We start from the raw sequence: 19,771 nt of genomic DNA, 5'->3' as shown, positions 1-19,771 counted from the left end.
GTGCTGCAAACCAGTATTAACGCGACGACCAACATGATTTGGAACATGAAGTGCAAATTGATGTATCACGCCTAAATACCCTGTTTGAAGAGACACGAAGGTCCTGGGCCGACCATCGCTATACGGCCAGCCCCGAAGACAGCATCGAACACTTCAAGGCAGATTTCATTGAAATGTTTCCGGGCGCATCGCAAGCGGATTGTGACGCGGCATTGAACGCCTTTCTGGATGATTTCCATACGGAAAACGTGTTGTATTACACAGAGGCCAAAGCCCTGATCGCCCGGCATCAAGCTGTGATGGGCCGCCTTGGTCGCGATCCGTCTGAACTGGCTTTCTACCGCGAAATGTCGCGCATCCATGGTCATGCCAAGTTGCAAAATGCGTGGGTCCGGGACAAGTTTGGCCCGGTTTTTTCCTGCATCGCCTCGGACGGGCCGGATGGTTGGGAGCAGATGCCGACCAAACCCAGGCAGGCGTTTCGCCAGACACTTTTGAATGCGTCCCCTGAAAAGCGGGCCGAATTCCTTGCCGATATGTGCCGTCTTGGTGTGCAGCTGTCGGCGCACAAAAACGACAAATGGCGTCGGGCCGGGATTGAAGTGCTGCCTTGGAAACTACCGATGAGTTATGACGAACAGCTGGCGGAATTCAGGAAGCCCTTCACCCCGACCCCGGATCAGGCCTGTTGTATCCTCGAATACCACTGTCTTTTTGCGAACCCCTATACGTCGAACTCTCCGACGCTGGACATGAACATCGCTAAGAAGCTGGCGCCACACCTGCCGCGCGGGCGTGCCGATCTTGAACGGTTGGTGAAATACACGTCCTATAGATCAGACGATGCGGTCAAACAGCTGCTCATTGATGCCCTGCGCGGCACCAAGCGCACATTTATGGACCGACTTATCCGGCGCAGCGAACCGCTGGACCTGCCGGAGCTTTGGCCTGACTGGATTGCCGAGAAGCGCAGGGAGCTGCTGAACGCAGCAACATCGCGCGCGCCATTCGGACAGGCCTCAGAGCACGGGGCAGAAAGTGAGTGGGAGGCCCTGAGGGGGCAGGCCTATGATCTTGATGTGGTCGGCTATGCCAAGCGGATCGCCTGCGCCCAATCTTGCGGGGCTGAGGTTTCCACCGCCCTTGCCGATCTGCGCGCCCTGACGGCGGTGATGCGCCACAACCTGACCGCGCTTGAGGCACGCCTGCCGCAGCCTGTCCAGCAATCCAATTGGGAAGAGGCCATGCCTTTGCCCACCGAAACGGAGGATGTGACGAACTGTCCATCGCTCTCAGGGCTTGTCACCCGACCAACGGATCTTCAACTGGCCCATTGCGAAACCCGCACCCTTGCGGCGCTGGACCGGCTGATCGCCCGGATCGCGCTATTGCAGCGCCATCCGGGGCTGATTGTGCCGCAAGAAGAGCTTTGGCTCAGCAGCGACGAAGCATTTCCCCAGTATTATCACACGTTTTGCAGCACCGAGACCTCGGCTGCATCCTTCCAGAAACGCCCTGCACCACAGGGGCTTTTGCAGCGCCTTGATGGGCTGTCCTTCGACATGCTTGACGGTCCTTATATCGTTGATACAGAGCCGTTTTTCTCAGAGATCGAGTATAAATCATGGCGTTGGTCGATCTGGATGCTCACCCATTTGCCGCTGGAAACGGCGGTGCCCCGCCTTGATGATCTTGCTGACCTCATGTTCCGGGATCACATCCGCCCCGCCCCTCTGCAAGATGGACAGGGGCGCGGTATGCGGCACGGTCTGGGGCGCGGTCACCGGCAGGCCGAACTGGCGGGCGCCGTGATCAGCACCGTAAACACGCTGCCCCTTGAAGAGGCCCGTGATTTCTATGACCGCTTGATCGCACGCGTTCACACGCCCGCTTTGAAAAACTCCCTGAGCGAGCAGCGCGGCAAAGTGAAAAGGAAAACCCGACGGCGCAGAAGGACCATGTGACCTGATGCGCACCCGAAACAGGAAAGGCGGGCGGTCAGTTCGTTGGCAGACCCCGTCCTTTCCCGACAAATCAAAAGAGCAGATTTCAAGGAAGACATCATGTTTATCAATTGGGCACACCGCATTCGCTACGCCCGCTCGGAATGGGTCGATACCCATGATAGCGAATGGCGCCAGCTCCTCAGTGAATGGTTCTATGATACTTTCCCCGAGAGGGTCAGATACGCTGTAGAGAACTGGTTCGAACGCGAACCCTTTCCGCAAAAAGCGGGTCCACTGACCGCGCTGCGCCTCCCCGATCTGGGATTGCCGCGCATGTCTCCTGAGGCGCGAATGGCCTTCGCCGCCGCGCTCCAGAATGAAAGCGCTTCAATCTATGACCTTCTCAGGCTTGCCGCTGCGCGGGGTTTCACGGTGCATCCACGGGACTGGGTGCCAAAACCGACCGATCGCCCTCGCTATCCGGATCTCTATCGCCCCTGGGCCGTCTGGCTGGCCGAGAAAGCCTATACCCGCTACAGCGCCGCTGTGCCGCTTACCCCTGAAAATACACGGAAATTCCGGCGGCGCCCCCGCAACAAGGCATTCGAGATTCTCTACCGCAACGATAGGACTGCCGCTTATGATTTGCTTACCAGATTGGCAGAAATCCATGACGAAGATATTCGATATGATCTGCTGAATGAAATTGGCGGCCGTGGCCTGTTTAATGGAAACTACCCGTGGGATGTGCCCATCCTGAAGCATTTCCGGAACGACCCATCTGAAAAGGTTCGGGATTTTGCGACGCAGAGATTGCAGGCCATGGCGGGCAGGGAAACTGTTGAAGAAGTGGCCAATCACATTGCGCAGTTTCTTGAGGTTAAGGGTGCGCAGATCGTTGCCGCCCAACCCGCCTATTCCGAGGCTGATCTGTTTGTCGCACGCTATTGCACCACTGTTGAGGCGCTCTCCGATGCTGTTGGCCTGACAGCGACCGAGTTTGCCCGCCGGCTGGATTTCGACCTGATGAAATCCGACTTCTGGTATGCGATCACGACGACAGGCAGCGTAGAGGTGCGCACCATCGCCGCCGAACGGATGATTGCCGCAGGCCATACCGGAGAGCGCGGGCTTTACCGGGATCTGCCGCGGTCTCTGTGGAAACAGGGCCTGCGCGCCACCTTTCAGTCGCCTTACATGTTTGCGGTCAATGATTTCCTCGGTCCTGACATCGGGACAATCGACGCCACAATGATGCGCGACCTTGGGGCATATCAGGCCATGGAACCCTCTGTCCTGCGCGAGTTGGAAACCGGGGAACTGCCGGTCAACACCAGCCATGACCCGCTACGTGGGCTTGGGCTGGCGCTGAGCAGATCCGCCGCCGAGCGGGTCTTGAAAGAAGCGATTGATCTGGGCATGGCGCAAGACAACCCACGGCTATTGATGCTGAAATACAATCTCCAGCTTTGATCGCTCTCGCTTTCAAAAAGCGTCGTAACGATGATGAAACGGTAACTTTCGATGACATATCCCAAACCTGACCCGGTCTGGAACGAAGACCCTAATGCCGCGCTGGCCGAGCTCGAATCCCGGTTGGAGCGGGATGGAAAATTCTATGGTGGGAGCGGACAGTTCAAGGCGCTGCGGCAACTGCCGCGCAATATCGCCCTGCTGCAAGGTGAGGAGATCCACCTTCAATATACCCAGGTCAGCGACCTTTCCGGCCTCACCCAAGTGCCACAGCTGAAGCGGATCACGGTGGGTGCATCCGTCACCGACATTTCCGGGATTGAGGATCTTCTGCCCAATCTCGAACAGTTCGAAATGTCCGTCTGCGAAGAAGGGATTGCCGATCTTGCCCCACTGGCCCGATGCCCCCATTTGAAAGAGGTCAAGCTCTGGACGCGCCCCGACACGGATCTGTCGGTCTTTGATGGTAAGCCTCTGACAGGGTTGGAATTGGTGACAAGATCCAGCCACCGCCTGCCTCACCTTCCCAATCTGAAGCGATTGCACCTTCACAGCATTGGGCGAGACCAGCGGGTAGAGTTCGATCTGTCGACCCTTGGCAGGTTGGACCGTTTGGATGGGTTGTCAGCTTGGGGCCAAGACTTGGGCGTGCGCGGGGTGCCGGAGACGATGTCTGAGCTCCGCTGGGCCATGGTCGATCTGTGCGAGGTCCGGGATTATGAGGCATTTGCGAATTGCCCTTCGCTTGAAACCCTTAGGGTGACCCATCCCGACATCAATCATTTGCGCCCAATCATGCGATGCCCAAAGCTGCGCGTTCTCAAGCTGCGCAACGCAAATCTGCGGGATATTTCTCCCCTGCGCGCACATCCCGCGTTGGAAGAAATTGATATTTCCGGCAATCCCGTCACTGACATTGCCCCATTATCATTCAAAGCCAGTTTGAAGGAGCTTCGCGCGGAGAACACGCCGGTCACATCGCTGAAAGGGTGGAACCGGAATAGCCAGTTTCGCCTCCTGGATCTGTCGAACACCAAAATCAGCGATCTTTCCCCCCTGTTCGGCGCGTCAATATTTCATTTGTCCCTGAGCGGGACGCGGGTAGCTGATCTGACCGGTATCTCGAAGATCAAGTCACTCTGGCGGTTGAATATCTCGAACACGCAGGTGGCCCAACTGCCTGAAAGCGAACATCATGCCACCCTGTTCCATGAGCCACTCAATTATGATCCAAGAGATGGGGCGGCTTTCTACTTTCACAATACACCGTTGGAAGAAAGTGGGTTCAAGCTGTTGAAGCAGGGTGATAAATCTTATCCCATACCAACCAATGAGCTCTTGAACAAAACTTCGGCACACGTTGGCGCAGTTCGCAAGATCCTGAACCTATTGTTCAGAAGGAAATAGAGCATCCGGACATGCTTGGATGAATCACATTTCTCCGAACATCTAAGGAAGTGTGTCACGCTAATCAGGACACTACCACCAACCTCCTGCAGGTCGCACCTGTCGAACCTGCCAACACGACAGCGGGACGTCAGCAGCGATGAAGGACATCTGTTCTTTCCAATGGGCTTCCAGTCCAAATCCCTTACCGGCCATGCATGCTGAACAGCGTGAATGACCGGTTAGGGCCGTTCACCTGTTTCTAATCCATTGACGGCGCGAACACGCATATTCGAGGTTTGCTCATTGTTGCCGTAGGACAACTGTCCTGTTGCACGGGACTCCACAATGTGGCACTTCTGGGTGCACATGCGGAGTCATCGCCGATAGTCGGTTGCGAAAACTTCTAAGAAATCAAAGGATCCTGGCCAGAGGCTAACGCCCCTACCGCCGGAGCCAAGAAAAGCCCTTAAGCTCAACAGCTTGAGGGCTTTTTTGCATCTTGCGCCGGGTTGATCATTTCAGGCGCCAAAACTCATGGGACGCATTTGGAAGCAGGTTTGCCTGTGGCACTATTGCGATAGGTGAATTTCCCTGGTCAGCGCGATTATGTCCCCGGTTTCGAGGTGAGCGATCATCACTTCTGCGACATTGACATCCTCCCGGAAAGCCATTCAATCTATGCGAGAAGTTTGTGTTAGGTGACCCGTGCAGCCCATTTCCAGCGTTTTGAACGTTCCCGATCCTGAAAGCCAGCCAAGCCAGCCGCTTCGATTTCCTGTGCTGCGGGATCATGCTGACAATCCGAAAACCGTTGGTCTTACCCGCGAAACACATGTGGGGCGGGTGTGTTGCGTGCAAACACGCACAGCATGAAGGTATCGGAATGGCCTGCACATGTTGTTGACCTGAGGAACTGGGAGCTAAATAACGATGAAACAAAATGGTGTCTTTGCCATCGGCAGGTCGAAAATGGCAAAATGGCTTCTTTGTTCGCTACTATGTGGGGGCGTATTTTCAACGCCTGCATCCGCACAAGATCTCCCTAGCAACTATTATCCGAAAAACCGTTTTGCTGTGGAGCCTGCAAATCCCGATTATATCCTGCAGTGGAAAACACCAATTATATTTCAGATATTAGAATCGCCCCATCGACGGTCGTCGTTTCAAGTTGCAGCTCGGGTTTCAGAGGCTGCACGTCTTTCCGGCGAGGCATTTGACCTGGCCGTGCCCCCCGAACGCTGGGCATCTGATGACAAGATTGCATCTGCAAGCAATTATGTATTCCTGAATTTGGCGACCACCTCTGAAAAGTTGGTGAAACTAACGCCAAATGGAATTTCCCTGCAGACGAGTGTTTTAGGGACACAAAACGCCTTATTGAAACAGGTAGAGAACCAACAGCTAAATACTGGCTTTCCTGGTTGCTACGGACGAATGATCCTGTCAGGTCAAGGGGTTGTGGGATATATCGGCGCGTATATTGCCGATTTATCCAAACGGACGGTGCACGATTGTCTTGATCTGCTGATACCGGCTTCATTTGGCCTTGATCCAAGTTTTACGCAATATGATTTCTCAGAAAACTCCCCCAAAGGTCCTGTGATTATAGACTCGAGTGAAATGTATTTCGAACTTGTTCTGAAAAACGCCTGCAGGCAACCGGATGGCAAAATTGGGAAACATTGCGTGACGTCGTCGGCAAAAAGCGTCTGGAAAAGCCACGGCGAAAGATCGCAGTGAGTATTGGATGAGTTTATGGAGTTCTTGGAGAGTATGAAGTGAGTGTGCCGCCCGCAAACAAAAAAACCGTTTAAAATCCGATGCTTGGATCTGTTTCCGTATAGTAAACGACCGTGTGGATATTCCGAAAATCGTTGACCTTGCCCGCGAAGCTCATGCGGAGAGCCGGGTTGGCTATATTCCGTTCAGCGCTGAGAAAGTGCAAAAGATCGCATTGACGGCAATCTCCGATGATAAGCGCCATGCCGTCATGCTGGCTGAGAAACATGGTGTGCCGGTGGGGGCAGCATATTGCTCGGTTGGGGAGTATTACATCGGGACGGATGTGTTGCTAACCACCATTCACAACATCAATGTGTCGCGCGACGTGCGTATGACGCTGAGCGGCGGTCGGGTTGCGATGGGGTTGTTTCGTGGAATTGAGACGTGGTCACAGGCCAGAGGCGCGCAAGAAATCCTGTTTCATGTGACATCAGACATAGACCTCGCCCGCGCGCATAAGCTCGCGAAGCGGATGGGGTTTCAATTTATTGGGGGAAGTTATGCGAAAAGCATATAACAGTTTTTTAGTATTGGGACTAATGGCATTTCTGTCTTCGGCGGCTACCGCTTCAGAGACATATTGGTGTTATCTCGCCCAAAAATGCGAGCTACCAGCAGGAAAATGCAACCTAGCCTCGCGCTCGGTGAAGTTTTCACGAGACCAGATCACTCACAGAATGAGTAAAAATGGGGACAGCTTTTTGCAAGTGAGTGAATTGGGCTCGGTTTTCATTCAAGAAAACGGCCAATCTGCATTGGTGACTTACAGAAGCGGTAAAGTGCCCAATGTTGAAATTTATAATGGTGTTTGTCAGCTAAGACAGGATTGAGTTTATGGAGTTCTTGGAGAGTATGAAGTGAGTGTTTTATCTATGGGGCACGAAGAAAGCAGAGAAGATTATGTCTTTGCCGTGTTGAGGAAAGTTCTATCGTTCATCTCTATCCTCGCGTTTGTATTTCTGGGTTTGACGTCCCTTCCCCTTGCAGCAGATGAAGGTGAGAAATTCAGAAGAACAGAATGCCTTGTTTTTTTGAAAAACGGAAAAATGGAGTTCTACTGCAATGGCGTAGTCAGGGTTTTCCCGTCGTCAGAAGTGTCTGATGGCTTCGCCGATACAGAGATGATCCTTGAAAAAGCCCGTTTCAGAGCTGAGGCGCGCTTTAAGCTGACCGACCTTACGGACACAGACAAGCCCCCTGCGTCTTTGGCAAAGATCTTTGCAAGTTTCGAAGCTGTGATCAGACGTTGCACACCCAAAACCTGTATTGGTCTCGATCAGTTTGTCCCGATGGATCTGTTCTCAAGTGAGGCGCAAATTGTGAAAGGGGGAATGACAAAGATCATACCAGCAACAATGGGCCGTTTTACTGACGAGCGTGACTTCTTTTCTGTGTGCTACGGCGGCAACGGCATTGGAGTATTTGAGGTGCCAGCCTCGACCAAAGGGAATTTTGGAGCTGAAGCATTTCAGTTGATTTTGAATCTCAACCAATTTTGTAAAGGGTAAAATCAGTGGATAACAAATAGATGTCAGAGAGAAGAAGGCATATGGCAACGAAGATCACACGGTCAAAATCCAACAGAAGCGCCTTTATCGGAGCGAACTTGGGCGTTACCGTTTTAGTGTTTTATCTTAGCTTCTTCTATGGCTTAATTGATGCAGAAACGTTCGGAGGATGGCTGCCTCTATTTCTTATATGGATGTTCTTCGTTTCATGTGCGGCGATGTATTGGGGGATTTATCTAGGGTTTGCACCCAGATACTTTAAGTTTCTCGAAAAGCATGGTGTGCTAACGGACTTCCAGATTTCCCGCTGTTACAAATGGGTGCCAGAGTTGGAAGATTAAGATTTAGATGAGTGATGTTTTTACGATGGGCCATATGTTCAAGTGAAGTGGTCCCTGAGGGTACTATGGAAGTCGCCTACATTACTGTTGGCAGGGACCATTCTGACCGTGAATTGATTTCCCCTCTACCCTTGCGAGAATGAAATTGAAATGGCCTTTTTTGCTTAAGAGATCCCCAAGGTTTTAGTTGTGACAACGATGGAGAGACCTAATGAAAATGACATATAAGAATCCCATTCTTCAATATGTAGCTGTCCCTCTCGGAGGTTTGGCGGGTTTTTGGTACGCAGGACAAACCGGGAAGGGAGCCTACTATTTTCCTGCAGCGATTTGTCTTTACAGTCTAACTCAAGCTTTGCTGTCACTGATATTTAGCAAACTTTCAAGAAAGAATGATTAATGGAAAATGAGCATCCAGCACCAGTAGACATAGCTGGCGCTGCAACATTTTCACTTCTATTGCGGCACTTACAGGTGACGATATTGAAAAAGTGCAACTCTATACGACGAGCCTTGACAACGAAATGGAAAGAAAAAGTTGCAGCATTTAGCCTGTTCTTTGCTCTTTTTCTGCTCTCATCAAACAGGAATTCGATTGTGGGGATACTCGGAATCGCATCCCTTTTTATCGTGATTTTCGGACAGGATATTTTCAAGACGTGGTGGAAAAATGTTAATTATCAATCACTTGATGAGGAAGAATGATGAGTTTTGACGCTTCCTATCAAGTTGGTATCAAGGTTTCTGTGCACCTCCTCTGCCTAAATGGTCTGGCTGCATAGTTAGGAAACAACGGGGCGGCCACATTTGGTAAAGTGTCACAACACCGCCCGGTCCAACTTCGGGGTCATTCCGCAGATCATCACCAAAGCCTCAGTCCCCCCCTCCCCTTCACGGCAATCATCAATCACCCGGCAAGGCAAAGCGGCATATCCGGCAATGCCCCTTTCCACAACTGCCCGTTCCTGCGCCAAACGGGCAGGCAAGGCGCCTTATTTTTGAGCAAGGTGTAAAAACCTCTGATTTTCGCGGCTAAATTCCACGCTCTTTGTCCTCAGCGCGCGGGTTTTGCGCCATTTCCATAGGCAATTGCGAAATTGCATGTGAAGGGGACACCAATGAATGCCGCTGACACCGCCTGGATCTTAACCGCCACAGCCCTTGTGCTGTTCATGTCCCTGCCGGGGCTTGCCCTGTTCTATGGTGGGCTGGTGCGGGCGCGCAACGTGTTGTCGGTCTTCATGCATGTCTACGCCATTGCCTGTCTGATGAGCGTGCTGTGGTTCGTGCTGGGCTATTCGATTGCCTTTGGCGGCTCCGATCACGGCGTTTGGGGCGGGCTGGGCAAAGCGTTTCTGAACGGTGTGACCGCCGACAGCCTGTCCGGCACCCTGCCGGAAATCCTGTTCTTTGCCTTCCAGATGACCTTTGCCGTGATCACCCCCGCGCTGATTGTCGGCGCCTATGTTGAACGGGTGGGCTTTGGCTTTGTGCTGACCTTTTCGGGCCTGTGGATGCTCCTTGTCTATGCGCCCGTGGTGCACTGGATCTGGGGCGGTGGAATGATGTCGGATGGCGGCATTTTCGGAGCGGTCGGCACCAAGGATTTTGCCGGGGGCATCACCGTGCATGAAACCGCAGGCATTGCCGCGCTGATCATCGCTTATGTGCTGGGGCCGCGCAAACATCGCACCACCCCACCGCACGCGCCGGGACTGGTGTTCATGGGCGCGGGCATGTTGTGGGTCGGCTGGTTCGGCTTCAATGGCGGCTCTCAGCTGGCAGCCGATGGCGGCGCTGCGATGGCGATCACCGTCACCCATATTTCGGCCGCCACCGCGTCGCTTACCTGGGCGATCTGGGAGCGGATCAAATACGGCAAGGCTTCCCTTGTGGGCATTGTGACCGGCACCATTGCGGGGCTGGCCTCGATCACCCCGGCCTCTGGTTTTGTCGGCCCGGTTGAGGCGCTGATCATTGGGGCGGTCGCAGGTGTGCTCTGCCAGGAAGCGGTGAATTTCGTGCGCAACAAGATGAAGATCGACGACACGCTGGATGTGTTTGCCGTGCACGGTGTCGGCGGGATCTTCGGCACGATCATGATTGCCGCTTTTGGACATGGGGCGTGGATTGCGCAGATCGGCGCGCTGGTCATCGTCGGGGTCTTTACCTTCGTGGTCACCCTCGCACTGGTCAAACTGGTGGCCCTGATCACCCCGATCCGCGTGGATCTGGAAACCGAAACCAACGGGCTTGACCTCTCAGCCCATGGTGAACGGGCCTACGATTTCACATCGTAACACGGCCCACGAGACCGGCCCCTCACTCCTGACCAAGAGGGGCCTGCCCTGCGCGAGTTTTACACTTCCGACACCGCAGGGACAGGCGGGGACCTTCGGGTCTCCGCCTTTGTCATTCCTGCGCCCAGTCCCGCTGTTGTTCTAAATCAGGCCAGTCGTAACAGCCGCGCCAATGCCACGAGGTCGGGGCCGACCTCAGCCTGAATGGCGGACCAGAGCCGGTCCCCCTGCCCGCCGCCTGCCCCACCGATCAGCGCCCGCGCCTTGGCCCGCAGCTTGCGACGGCGCGTGTCCAGAGGCACAGGCGTATCCAGATGATGCTCTGCCGTGCGGCGCCCCGTGACAGTGTCAATCACCAGCTGCGCCTCGGTTTCCTTGACCGCGTCATCCCCGATCACATGCAGCTTGCGCGCAAGCGCCTGCAATTCCGGGTCCCGCGCCCGCGCATCCGAGAAACTGTCCAGCGCCGCCGTGTCACAGCCGCTGATCACCATCGCCGCCACATGGGCATAGGAAAACTTCACCTCAAGCCCGGTCGCCGGGGTCGGAATATTGCACACGCTCAGCCAGCGAGGATGGGTGCGCAATTCGATCGACACCACCTGATCGGGCCGCAGCATCAGCGGCGAGAGCGCCTCGATCATCGCATGGGTGCCATGGCAGCAGGCGTGAAACTTGTGACTGATCGACAGGATCTGCCACTGCGTGCCCATCCCCTCAAACGCCCCCATATTGCCCTCACCTGCATGGGTCGGACCAAAGCCCTGCTCAGCAGTCAACCCGTCCGGGGTCGACAGAAATCCGGTGCGGGCAGCACGGGCCGCCTCCACCCCGGTCTGAGCGGCCATACCCGCGTGGTAGGGCTTGCCCATTGTGCCAAACTGGCTTTTCAACCCGGCGGCACGGGTGGCGCTAAGGCCAAGCGCGTGCAGGGTCTGCGCCTCGGTAAGCCCCAAAAGGCGCGCGCCCGCCAGCGTCGCACCAAACGCCCCCGCCGTGGCGGTCTGATGAAACCCGGTCTGGTAATGTGATCGGCCCAGCCACATCCCGACACGGATCGACGCTTCCACCCCGATCAGGGCCGCTTCCAGCATGTCCTGTCCGGTCTTGCCTTCTGCCTCGGCCAGGGCGAGTGCGGCGGGGATCACGGCCACGGACGGATGGCCAATATGGGCAAAATGCGTGTCATCATAGTCAAGCGCATGGCTGGTGGTTCCGTTGATCAGTGCGGCGGCACGGGCCGGCAGACGGGTGGCGGAGCCGATAACACTGGCCTGTGTATGCCCTCCATCCTCAAGCCCCATGTCGCGCAGGATCTCTGAGACCGGCTCACGCGCGCCAGCGATAGAGACGGCCGCCCAGTCCAGCAGGGACAGGCGCATCATTTCAAGCGCCTCCCCGGCCCCGGTCAGGGGGGCATGGGCGAAGCGGGCCAGAAGCGGCGCCGGATCACCTGCCCCTTCGCCGGTTGGTATTTCCTGGGCACCGGGATGCGTTTCTGTCTGAGGATCCATTGGTCACTCCCTTGAAAACAACCGTTCTTGTCCCCATAAGACCTATAGGCAATTCGCCCCGCTCCGCAATGATCACAAAGGCCGCAACATGCTCGACACCAGTTTCTGGATCACCTCCGCCGCCATTCTGGCGCTTCTGGTGCTGTCAGGCTTTTTCTCAGGTTCGGAAACCGCGCTGACCGCAGCGTCACGCGGCAAGCTGCGCTCGCGGGCGGATCGTGGCGAACGCGGGGCGCAGCGCGCGTTGGAGATCACCGAGGATAATGAGCGGCTGATCGGATCGGTTCTGCTGGGCAACAACCTGGTGAACATCCTCGCCACTTCGCTGGCAACCGCCCTTTTCACCCGCCTGTTTGGCGATAGCGGCGTGGCGCTGGCCACGCTGGTGATGACCTTCCTGGTGCTGATCTTTGCCGAGGTATTGCCCAAAACCTATGCCATCACCCGGCCCGAAGCCGCCGCCGGGGCGGCATCGGGGCCAATTGCCGTGGTGATCTTGATCTTTTCACCGATAGTGGCCGCCGTGCGCGCAATCACGCGGGGCGTTCTGAACCTGTTTGGGGTCGAAACCGACCCGGACAGCCAGATCCTGGCAGTGCGCGAAGAGATCGCCGGTGCCATCACGCTGGGCCATTCGGAAGGGGCCGTGGAAAAGGAGGATCGCGACCGGCTGTTAGGGGCGCTGGATCTGGGGGATCGCGCGGTCGAAGAGATCATGCTGCATCGTTCCAAGATCGAGATGATTGACGCCGACGCCCCGGCGCTTGACGTTCTGGAACAGATCCTCGCCTCTCCCCATACCCGGTTGCCGGTCTATCGCGGCGAGCAGGAAAACATCATTGGTGTGCTTCACGCCAAGGATCTGAGCCGCGCCATGTATGCCTTTCAGTCCTCGGGGAAATCACTGGATGATTTCGACGTGATGCAGGTGGTGATGGAACCCTATTTCATCCCCGAAACCACCACGCTCGATGACCAGATGCGCCAGTTCCTGCACCGCCACACCCATTTTGCGCTGGTGGTGGATGAGTATGGCTCCCTCGAAGGGCTGATCACGCTTGAGGATATTCTGGAAGAAATCGTCGGCGAAATCACCGATGAGTTCGACGCGGCGGATGAGGAAGAAATCACCCGCACCCCGGATGGGCATTACCTGATTGATGGCGCAATGACGATCCGCGACCTGAACCGCGCGCGCGACTGGCAATTGCCTGATGACGAGGCAAACACCATTGCGGGTCTGGTCATTCACGAAGCCCAGATGATCCCCAGCGAGGGCCAGGTATTCAGCTTTCATGGGTTCCGGTTTGAGGTGCTCCGACGCGATGGCAACCGGATTGCCGAGTTGAAAATCCGCCCCCTTTAAAGCGTTTCAATCTCTGCTGTGACAGGGGGGGGAATTCAAACGCTTTTCACATCTTTGCAGCCTCCTCCCTCATCCAACACCGTCCAACCGGGGGCGCGCTAACAGATTGGCCAGCTTGATCCATCACCATGGCGAAGGGGATACTGATCCTTTCAATCAAGGAGGGTATCATGAGAAATGTATCGCTCGTTGTGATTGGTTTAGTCCTGTTTATTACCGGCTGCTCGGACAAGAGCGCCAACCGTGCTGCGGACAACATTATCGTGCAAAAGTCCGATTTCAGTCCAATAAACCCTGCTTTTTGGGGTATTCCGCCGCAGCCATAATCAAGGTTTGTGGCAGGCCCAAGGGCACGATTTTTCCCGGGGCCTTGGATTGAACAATAAAAAAACGGGCCACTTTTTCGGATGTGGCCCGTTCCTGTTTCAGGGGCGATTGCGCCAATTGGCACTACATCTTTTTAGATAGACAGCTCACCGCCCTTTGAAAAACGAGCCCAGAATGCCGCGCACGATGCGCCGCCCGGTCGTGCCCTTAAGCTCCTTGATCACGGCGGTCGCAATCGCTGACCCAAACCCGTCTTCGGATTTACGTTTGGTCTTGCGCGCGGTGGAGCGACCGACACGGGTGCCGGAATAGCGCCGCCCGGCGCGGTATTCCCGTTCTGCCACACTCTCGGCCTCCTCCTCGGCGCGCTCTGCCTCTTCGGCCTCTTGCGCCGCCTTGTCGGCACGGGCTTGAAGCACCTCAAAGGCACTTTCGCGGTCTTTCAGATCCTCATACTTGCCAGCAATCGGCGAGGCTTTGATCAACGCCTGACGGGTCGCTGCATCCACTGGCCCAAGCTGCGAGCTGGGCGGGCGGATGAGGGTGCGCTCCACCATACCCGGTGCCCCTTTGCGTTCCAGAAGCGAGGTGACCGCCTCGCCCACGCCAACTTCACGAATGGCATCCTCGGTGGAAAAGCGGGGATTGTCGCGATAGGTCTCCGCCGCCTGGCGCAGCTCCTTGCGGTCCTTGGCAGTAAAGGCACGCAGCGCGTGCTGCACCCGGTTGCCAAGCTGACCAAGGATATCTTCCGGCACATCCGCCGGGTTCTGGGTGCAGAAATAAACACCAACCCCTTTGGACCGGATCAGGCGGGCCACCTGTTCGACCTTATCCACCAGCGCCTTGGGGGCATCGTCAAACAGCAGATGCGCCTCGTCGAAGAAAAACACCAGCTTGGGCTTGTCGGGGTCCCCGACCTCGGGCAGTTCCTCAAACAGTTCCGACAAAAGCCAAAGCAGGAAGGTTGCGTAAAGCTTGGGAGAGGCCATCAGCTTGTCCGCGGCCAGGATCGAAATGCGCCCGCGCCCATCCGTGTCGGTGCGCATCATATCCGACAGCTCCAGCGCGGGTTCCCCAAACAGCTTGTGCCCGCCCTGATTTTCCAACACCAGAAGCGCGCGCTGAATGGCCCCCACCGAGGCCGTGGAGACATTGCCATACCGCAGGGAAAGATCTTTGGAATTCTCTCCAACCCAAACCAGAAGCGCCTGCAGATCCTTCAGATCAAGCAAAGGCAGCCCCTGTTCATCGGCCACGCGGAAGGCAATGTTCAGCACCCCTTCCTGCGCCTCGGTCAATTCCAGAAGCTGTGCCAGCAACAAGGGCCCCATTTCCGTCACCGTGGTGCGGATCGGATGGCCCTGATCGCCATAAAGGTCCCAGAAGGTCACCGGGAAGGCCTGATAGGCATAATCGGTGAACCCGATCTTTTCAGCCCGAGAGGTGAAGGCCTCATGCAGTTTGAAACTTTCCGATCCCGCAACGGCAAGTCCGGACAGATCGCCTTTGACATCCGACAGGAACACCGGCACGCCCTGGGCCGCAAAGCTTTCGGCCATGATCTGAAGCGTGACCGTCTTGCCGGTGCCCGTGGCCCCCGCCACCAGCCCATGCCGGTTGGCATATTTCAGCAAAAGCGTTTGCGCCGTGCCGTAGCCTTCACCACCGCCACCAATGAAAATCGTTTCACTCATCTGATCTGCCTGTCTAATTCACGCGCCGCTGGCGGGTGTTGCGCCCGCACGGTCGGGTGTTCCAATTCCGTTCTCCCTGACAATACAAAATTAACCCTTCTGTGAAAGGGTGAAATCATTCCCGATGGGCACTCGCCCCGGGAAGACTTCCTCCCTGTCAGACTGCCGCGCCTTTCGGGCGCGGCTTTTTTATCCGATCGCCCCGGATGCGGCATTTTTTATGATCCAGATCAAATTCAAGTCTTGACCACTGCGACCAAGTGACATAGCGTTCCCCCCATAAGCCGGTCAGTCCGGCAGGGAGAGAATTAGAAAGGGATCCGCATTTGCCGGGTCCTTTTCTTCTTTTGGAAACCGTTACTTACCCTTTCCATTCAATTCAGAGCCACAGCGAGGGGATCAGCGAAAATCCCCCCTCGGCCAAACCCGGTTTTCTTTTCCACCTGACAGCCCTGACGCCTCGTGCTAAGCCATGCGCAACTGAAACAAAAGACGTTGGAAAAGACGGAATATGATGACGGTTGATTTGATGAAACCCCTGTTGAAACCCCTGTCAATTGCCGCGATTCTCGCCTTTGGCACGGCAGCGATGGCGCAAGAAAGCACCGATGCCACCGCACCGGAAGCCGCAGAGGTGACACAGGACAGCACCGACACTGTGCAGGATGGGCCGGATATGGGCACCGAAGTGTCCAATGCCGAGCTGCAACCCGGCGCGCCGTATATCGCCTCCACCCATGGTGAGTGGGAGGTGAAATGCCTGAACAATCCCGACGGGGACGATCCCTGCCAGATCTATCAGCTGCTGAAAGATGAAGGTGGCAATTCGGTTGCAGAAGTCTCTCTGGGCAAATTGCCCGAAGGGGGCCAGGCCGCCGCCGGGGCAACTGTTGTGGTGCCGCTGGAAACTTTGCTGACCCAGCAATTGACCATCTCGGTGGATGGCGCGCAGACCCGCCGCTACCCGTTCCGCTTCTGCTCTCAGCCGGGCTGTGTTGCCAATATCGGCTTTACCGCAGCCGAAATCGCTGCGTTCAAAAAAGGCGCCAAGGCCACGGTGACCATCGTCCCCGCAGCAGCAGCCAATCAGAAGGTCAATCTGGACATGTCGCTGACCGGCTTTACCGCCGCCTACGACGCGCTGGCGCAGCCTGTCGCGCAGTAACGCCACCGACTTTCAACACACCTAAAAACGCCGCCCTTTCAGGCGGCGTTTTCTGTTAAAGCGTCGCGAGTTTTCCCTGTCTCAGGTGAACGTCGAAACGATTTTGGTCGTCGTTGCAAAATTGACTGGGTCGCGCACTGGGCAATTAACAGTGGGCAATTAAACTGGGCGGACCAAACTGACGCTCAGGGCGCGCGCCGCAAAGCCAGCACCGCATTCAGCCCACCAAACGCAAAAGCATTGGACAGCACCGCTTCGACCCGCGCTTCGCGCGCCTCGTTCGGCACCACATCCAGCGCGCATTCCGGGTCCGGTTCCTGATACCCGATTGTGGGCGCGATCACCCCGTCCCTCAACGCCATGATACAGGCCAGAAGCTCTACCGCGCCGGTGCCCCCGATCAGGTGCCCATGCATGGATTTTGTCGAGGAGATCATCAGGTCATCCGCATGATGGCCAAAGGCATCCGCCACCGCCGCGCATTCGGTCTTATCATTGGCTGCGGTTCCGGTGCCATGGGCGTTGATATAGCAGACATCCTCGGGGTTCATCTGCGCATCACTGAGCGCGCCCCGGATGGCCCGCGCAGCCCCCTGACGGGAGGGCATCACGATATCAGCCGCATCGGATGACATTGCAAAACCGGCCACTTCGGCGATGATCTCGGCGCCGCGCGCACGCGCGTGTTCATAGTCTTCGAACACGAACACCGCTGCCCCTTCGCCCTGCACCATGCCGTTCCTGTTGGCGGAAAACGGGCGACAAGCATCGCGTGACATCACCCGAAGCCCTTCCCAGGCCTTGATGCCCCCAAAACACAGCATCGCCTCGGACCCGCCTGTCACCATCACATCTGCAAGCCCCGACCGGATCATCTGCATCGCCTGCCCCATCGCATGGTTTGAACTGGCACAGGCGGTGGCGACAGTAAAACTTGGCCCTTTCAGGTTCCATTCCATCGACACATGGCTGGCGGCGGCGTTGTTCATCAGCTTGGGCACCACAAAGGGATGCACCCGGTTCTTGCCATCCTCATAGACGGATCGGTAATTTTCATCGAGCGTGTTCATCCCCCCGCCCGACGTGCCCAGCACCACGCCAGAGCGGGTGGCAAGATCCCCGGAAAACACCAGACCCGACTGGGTCACCGCCTCTTGTGCGGCCAACAGCGTGAACTGGGTAAACCGGTCATAAAGCGAGATCTTCTGGCGGTTGAAATGGGTTTCCGGGTCATAATTCTTGATCTGCCCACCGATCCGGATCGACAGGCGGTCCACATCGCGAAAATCGAGAGCCGAAATGCCACAGCGCCCTTCGCGCATCGCCTCCATCGTCTCGGCAACATTTCGGCCAAGGGCATTGATTGTCCCCTGACCGGTGATCACAACACGCCGCATGAGGTTCAGGCTGCCTGCGCAGCAATCAAGCCTTCGACAGCCGCGATGATCGCCGCCACGGAAGAGATGTCAAACCCGCTTTCCTCAGGGTCGTTGGCATTGAAAGGCACTGAAATATCAAAGGCTTCTTCGATGGCAAAGATACTTTCGACCAGTCCGAGACTGTCAATGCCCAGCTCCTCAAGCGTCTGCTCGGGGCGCACATCCCCCGGCTCCAGCACGGCCTGTTCAGCGATGATCGCAATCACCCGGTCCCTTATGTCAGACATATCAGCTCCTGTCCTTGGCCCGTTCCAGCCATAAATTAGGGTATGCCCCCCTACCGCTTCAAGGGGAACGGGGGCCTTTATCCGTCCTTATCCACGAGCTTTGAAACAGTTTTTTGAAGGTCACGCAGGGTTTGGGCCAGGCGTGGCAGGCGGCGCAATTCGCGCCGGATGGCCATTTCGGTTTCGATCTTCACCGCAGGGCTGCCCAGAACCGCACGCCCCGCAGGAACATTGGTGTAGATATTGGTGCCCCCCCCGGCAATCACGTCGTCACCAATGAAGATATTGTCGCTGACACCGACCTTGCCCCCCAGCACAACCCGGTTGCCAATCCGGGCAGAGCCGGAGACACCCACATTGCCGCACATCATGACATGTTCGCCCACAACCGCATTATGGCCCACCTGCACCTGACAGTCGATTTTGGTGCCATTTCCGATCTTTGTGGCCCGAATGGTGCCGCGATCAATGGTTGATGTGGCGCCGACCTCGACATCGTCCCCGATCTCAACCCCGCCAAGGGAATGCACACGTGCCCAATGGGCGCTGCCCTGAACCGCCCCGGCCTGTTCCCCTTCGGCCATATCTCCGCGCATTTTTTCCACGGCACTTTCGCGGTCCAGCGTCACAAATGAGAACCCGTCACTGCCGATCACCGCGTTGGCGTTCAGCACAAACCGGTCACCGATCCGGCATTGATGCGCAATCCGCGCACCGGGATGCAGAACCGCCGCATCGCCGATTTTCGTGTCATATCCGATCGAGACATGGGCCCCGATGGTGGCGTTTTTTCCAATCACCACCCCGGCTCCGATCACGACAAAAGGACCGATGCATGCCCCCTCGCCGATCTGGGCGGTGTCATCCACCACTGCGGTTGGATGGATCCCAGCCGCCACGCCCATACCGGGGTCAAGCGCACGGGTCAGAAGCGGCATCGCAGCCTTGCCCCGGTTCAGACAGATGGCCCCGTCCAGTCCCAGCCCCTGCCAGTCCGCACCCTCCCACAACAGCGCCGCCCGCGCGGCCCCTTGCGCAAACCCATCCGCATATTTCGGATCCATTGCCAGCGCCAGATGTTCCGGCCCCGCATCAGCAGGTTCGCGCACCCCGTCAAGCGCGATATCCCCGCGCCCCTGCACCTCGGTTCCAAGCGCCTTGGCGATTTCGGCGAGCGTGAATGTCATGTCTTTTCTCCTTTGGGACCGGCAGGTCCGGGGTCGGCATTACGAACCCGGTGGACGTAAAAAGGGGCGCGAGGTCCCCCTTGCGCCCCGTTGTCAAACCGGTGGCCTGG

The 19,771-nt window shown here is 56.6% G+C and carries 16 protein-coding genes; 11 read left to right on the top strand and 5 right to left on the bottom strand.

Annotated elements, in window-relative coordinates:
- Positions 1–38: 38 nt before the first annotated feature.
- From K3J57_RS05840 to K3J57_RS05805, 8 genes are all read left to right on the top strand, one after another.
- A complete protein-coding gene (locus tag K3J57_RS05840) occupies positions 39–1,964 on the top strand; it encodes a hypothetical protein (protein WP_259797481.1) in 1,926 nt (641 codons plus the stop codon).
- Between the two features lie 99 nt (positions 1,965–2,063).
- Positions 2,064–3,419, top strand: a complete 1,356-nt coding sequence (locus K3J57_RS05835) for a hypothetical protein (RefSeq protein ID WP_259797479.1) — start codon at positions 2,064–2,066, stop codon at positions 3,417–3,419.
- A gap of 51 nt (positions 3,420–3,470) precedes the next feature.
- Positions 3,471–4,826 carry a leucine-rich repeat domain-containing protein gene (locus K3J57_RS05830; RefSeq protein ID WP_259797476.1) on the top strand — a complete coding sequence of 452 codons (1,356 nt, stop codon included), beginning with the start codon at positions 3,471–3,473 and terminating at the stop codon, positions 4,824–4,826.
- 912 nt (positions 4,827–5,738) lie between these two features.
- The gene (locus K3J57_RS05825; RefSeq protein WP_259797475.1) at positions 5,739–6,548 is read left to right on the top strand and encodes a hypothetical protein; all 810 of its coding nucleotides are present in this window, start codon (positions 5,739–5,741) and stop codon (positions 6,546–6,548) included.
- Positions 6,549–6,663: 115 nt separating this feature from the next.
- Positions 6,664–7,107 (top strand): hypothetical protein, encoded by a 444-nt coding sequence (locus K3J57_RS05820; RefSeq protein ID WP_259797474.1) that lies wholly within the window; start codon positions 6,664–6,666, stop codon positions 7,105–7,107.
- Positions 7,108–7,462: 355 nt separating this feature from the next.
- Positions 7,463–8,098: a hypothetical protein gene (locus tag K3J57_RS05815; RefSeq protein ID WP_259797473.1), complete on the top strand. Its 636-nt coding sequence runs from the start codon at positions 7,463–7,465 to the stop codon at positions 8,096–8,098.
- 740 nt (positions 8,099–8,838) lie between these two features.
- Positions 8,839–9,144, top strand: a complete 306-nt coding sequence (locus K3J57_RS05810; protein ID WP_259797472.1) for a hypothetical protein — start codon at positions 8,839–8,841, stop codon at positions 9,142–9,144.
- A 413-nt stretch (positions 9,145–9,557) separates the two neighbouring features.
- Complete coding sequence (locus K3J57_RS05805) at positions 9,558–10,739, top strand: ammonium transporter (RefSeq protein ID WP_259797471.1); 1,182 nt, start codon at positions 9,558–9,560, stop codon at positions 10,737–10,739.
- Positions 10,740–10,885: 146 nt separating this feature from the next.
- On the opposite strand, the gene K3J57_RS05800 is transcribed toward K3J57_RS05805, so the two are convergent.
- On the bottom strand, positions 10,886–12,253 hold the full coding sequence (locus K3J57_RS05800) for an MmgE/PrpD family protein (protein ID WP_259797470.1): 1,368 nt from the start codon (positions 12,251–12,253) through the stop codon (positions 10,886–10,888).
- An 88-nt stretch (positions 12,254–12,341) separates the two neighbouring features.
- Here K3J57_RS05800 and K3J57_RS05795 point away from each other — a divergent pair, with 88 nt between their 5' ends.
- Together K3J57_RS05795 and K3J57_RS05790 are read left to right on the top strand one after the other, a co-directional pair.
- Complete coding sequence (locus K3J57_RS05795; protein WP_259794400.1) at positions 12,342–13,619, top strand: HlyC/CorC family transporter; 1,278 nt, start codon at positions 12,342–12,344, stop codon at positions 13,617–13,619.
- A 170-nt stretch (positions 13,620–13,789) separates the two neighbouring features.
- Complete coding sequence (locus K3J57_RS05790) at positions 13,790–13,945, top strand: hypothetical protein (protein ID WP_259797469.1); 156 nt, start codon at positions 13,790–13,792, stop codon at positions 13,943–13,945.
- A gap of 147 nt (positions 13,946–14,092) precedes the next feature.
- Here the strand turns inward: K3J57_RS05790 and K3J57_RS05785 are convergent, their stop codons facing one another.
- Entirely contained in the window at positions 14,093–15,643 is a 1,551-nt protein-coding gene (locus tag K3J57_RS05785; protein WP_259794399.1) for a helicase HerA-like domain-containing protein, read from the bottom strand.
- Positions 15,644–16,172: 529 nt separating this feature from the next.
- Here K3J57_RS05785 and K3J57_RS05780 point away from each other — a divergent pair.
- Complete coding sequence (locus K3J57_RS05780; protein ID WP_259778998.1) at positions 16,173–16,808, top strand: invasion associated locus B family protein; 636 nt, start codon at positions 16,173–16,175, stop codon at positions 16,806–16,808.
- A 185-nt stretch (positions 16,809–16,993) separates the two neighbouring features.
- Here the strand turns inward: K3J57_RS05780 and K3J57_RS05775 are convergent, their stop codons facing one another.
- The 3 genes from K3J57_RS05775 to K3J57_RS05765 all read right to left on the bottom strand — a co-directional run bounded on the left by K3J57_RS05775 (position 16,994) and on the right by K3J57_RS05765 (position 19,661).
- The gene (locus K3J57_RS05775; RefSeq protein WP_259797468.1) at positions 16,994–18,205 is read right to left on the bottom strand and encodes a beta-ketoacyl-[acyl-carrier-protein] synthase family protein; all 1,212 of its coding nucleotides are present in this window, start codon (positions 18,203–18,205) and stop codon (positions 16,994–16,996) included.
- A gap of 5 nt (positions 18,206–18,210) precedes the next feature.
- Complete coding sequence (locus K3J57_RS05770) at positions 18,211–18,474, bottom strand: acyl carrier protein (protein ID WP_259794396.1); 264 nt, start codon at positions 18,472–18,474, stop codon at positions 18,211–18,213.
- Positions 18,475–18,551: 77 nt separating this feature from the next.
- Positions 18,552–19,661: a UDP-3-O-(3-hydroxymyristoyl)glucosamine N-acyltransferase gene (locus tag K3J57_RS05765; RefSeq protein ID WP_259797467.1), complete on the bottom strand. Its 1,110-nt coding sequence runs from the start codon at positions 19,659–19,661 to the stop codon at positions 18,552–18,554.
- Positions 19,662–19,771 lie beyond the last annotated feature (110 nt).

Source organism: Aliiroseovarius crassostreae (assembly GCF_025137635.1).
Classification (GTDB): domain Bacteria; phylum Pseudomonadota; class Alphaproteobacteria; order Rhodobacterales; family Rhodobacteraceae; genus Aliiroseovarius; species Aliiroseovarius crassostreae.
The sequence above is the reverse complement of the archived record's forward strand: the minus strand, read 5'-3'. Positions and strand labels throughout refer to the sequence as shown.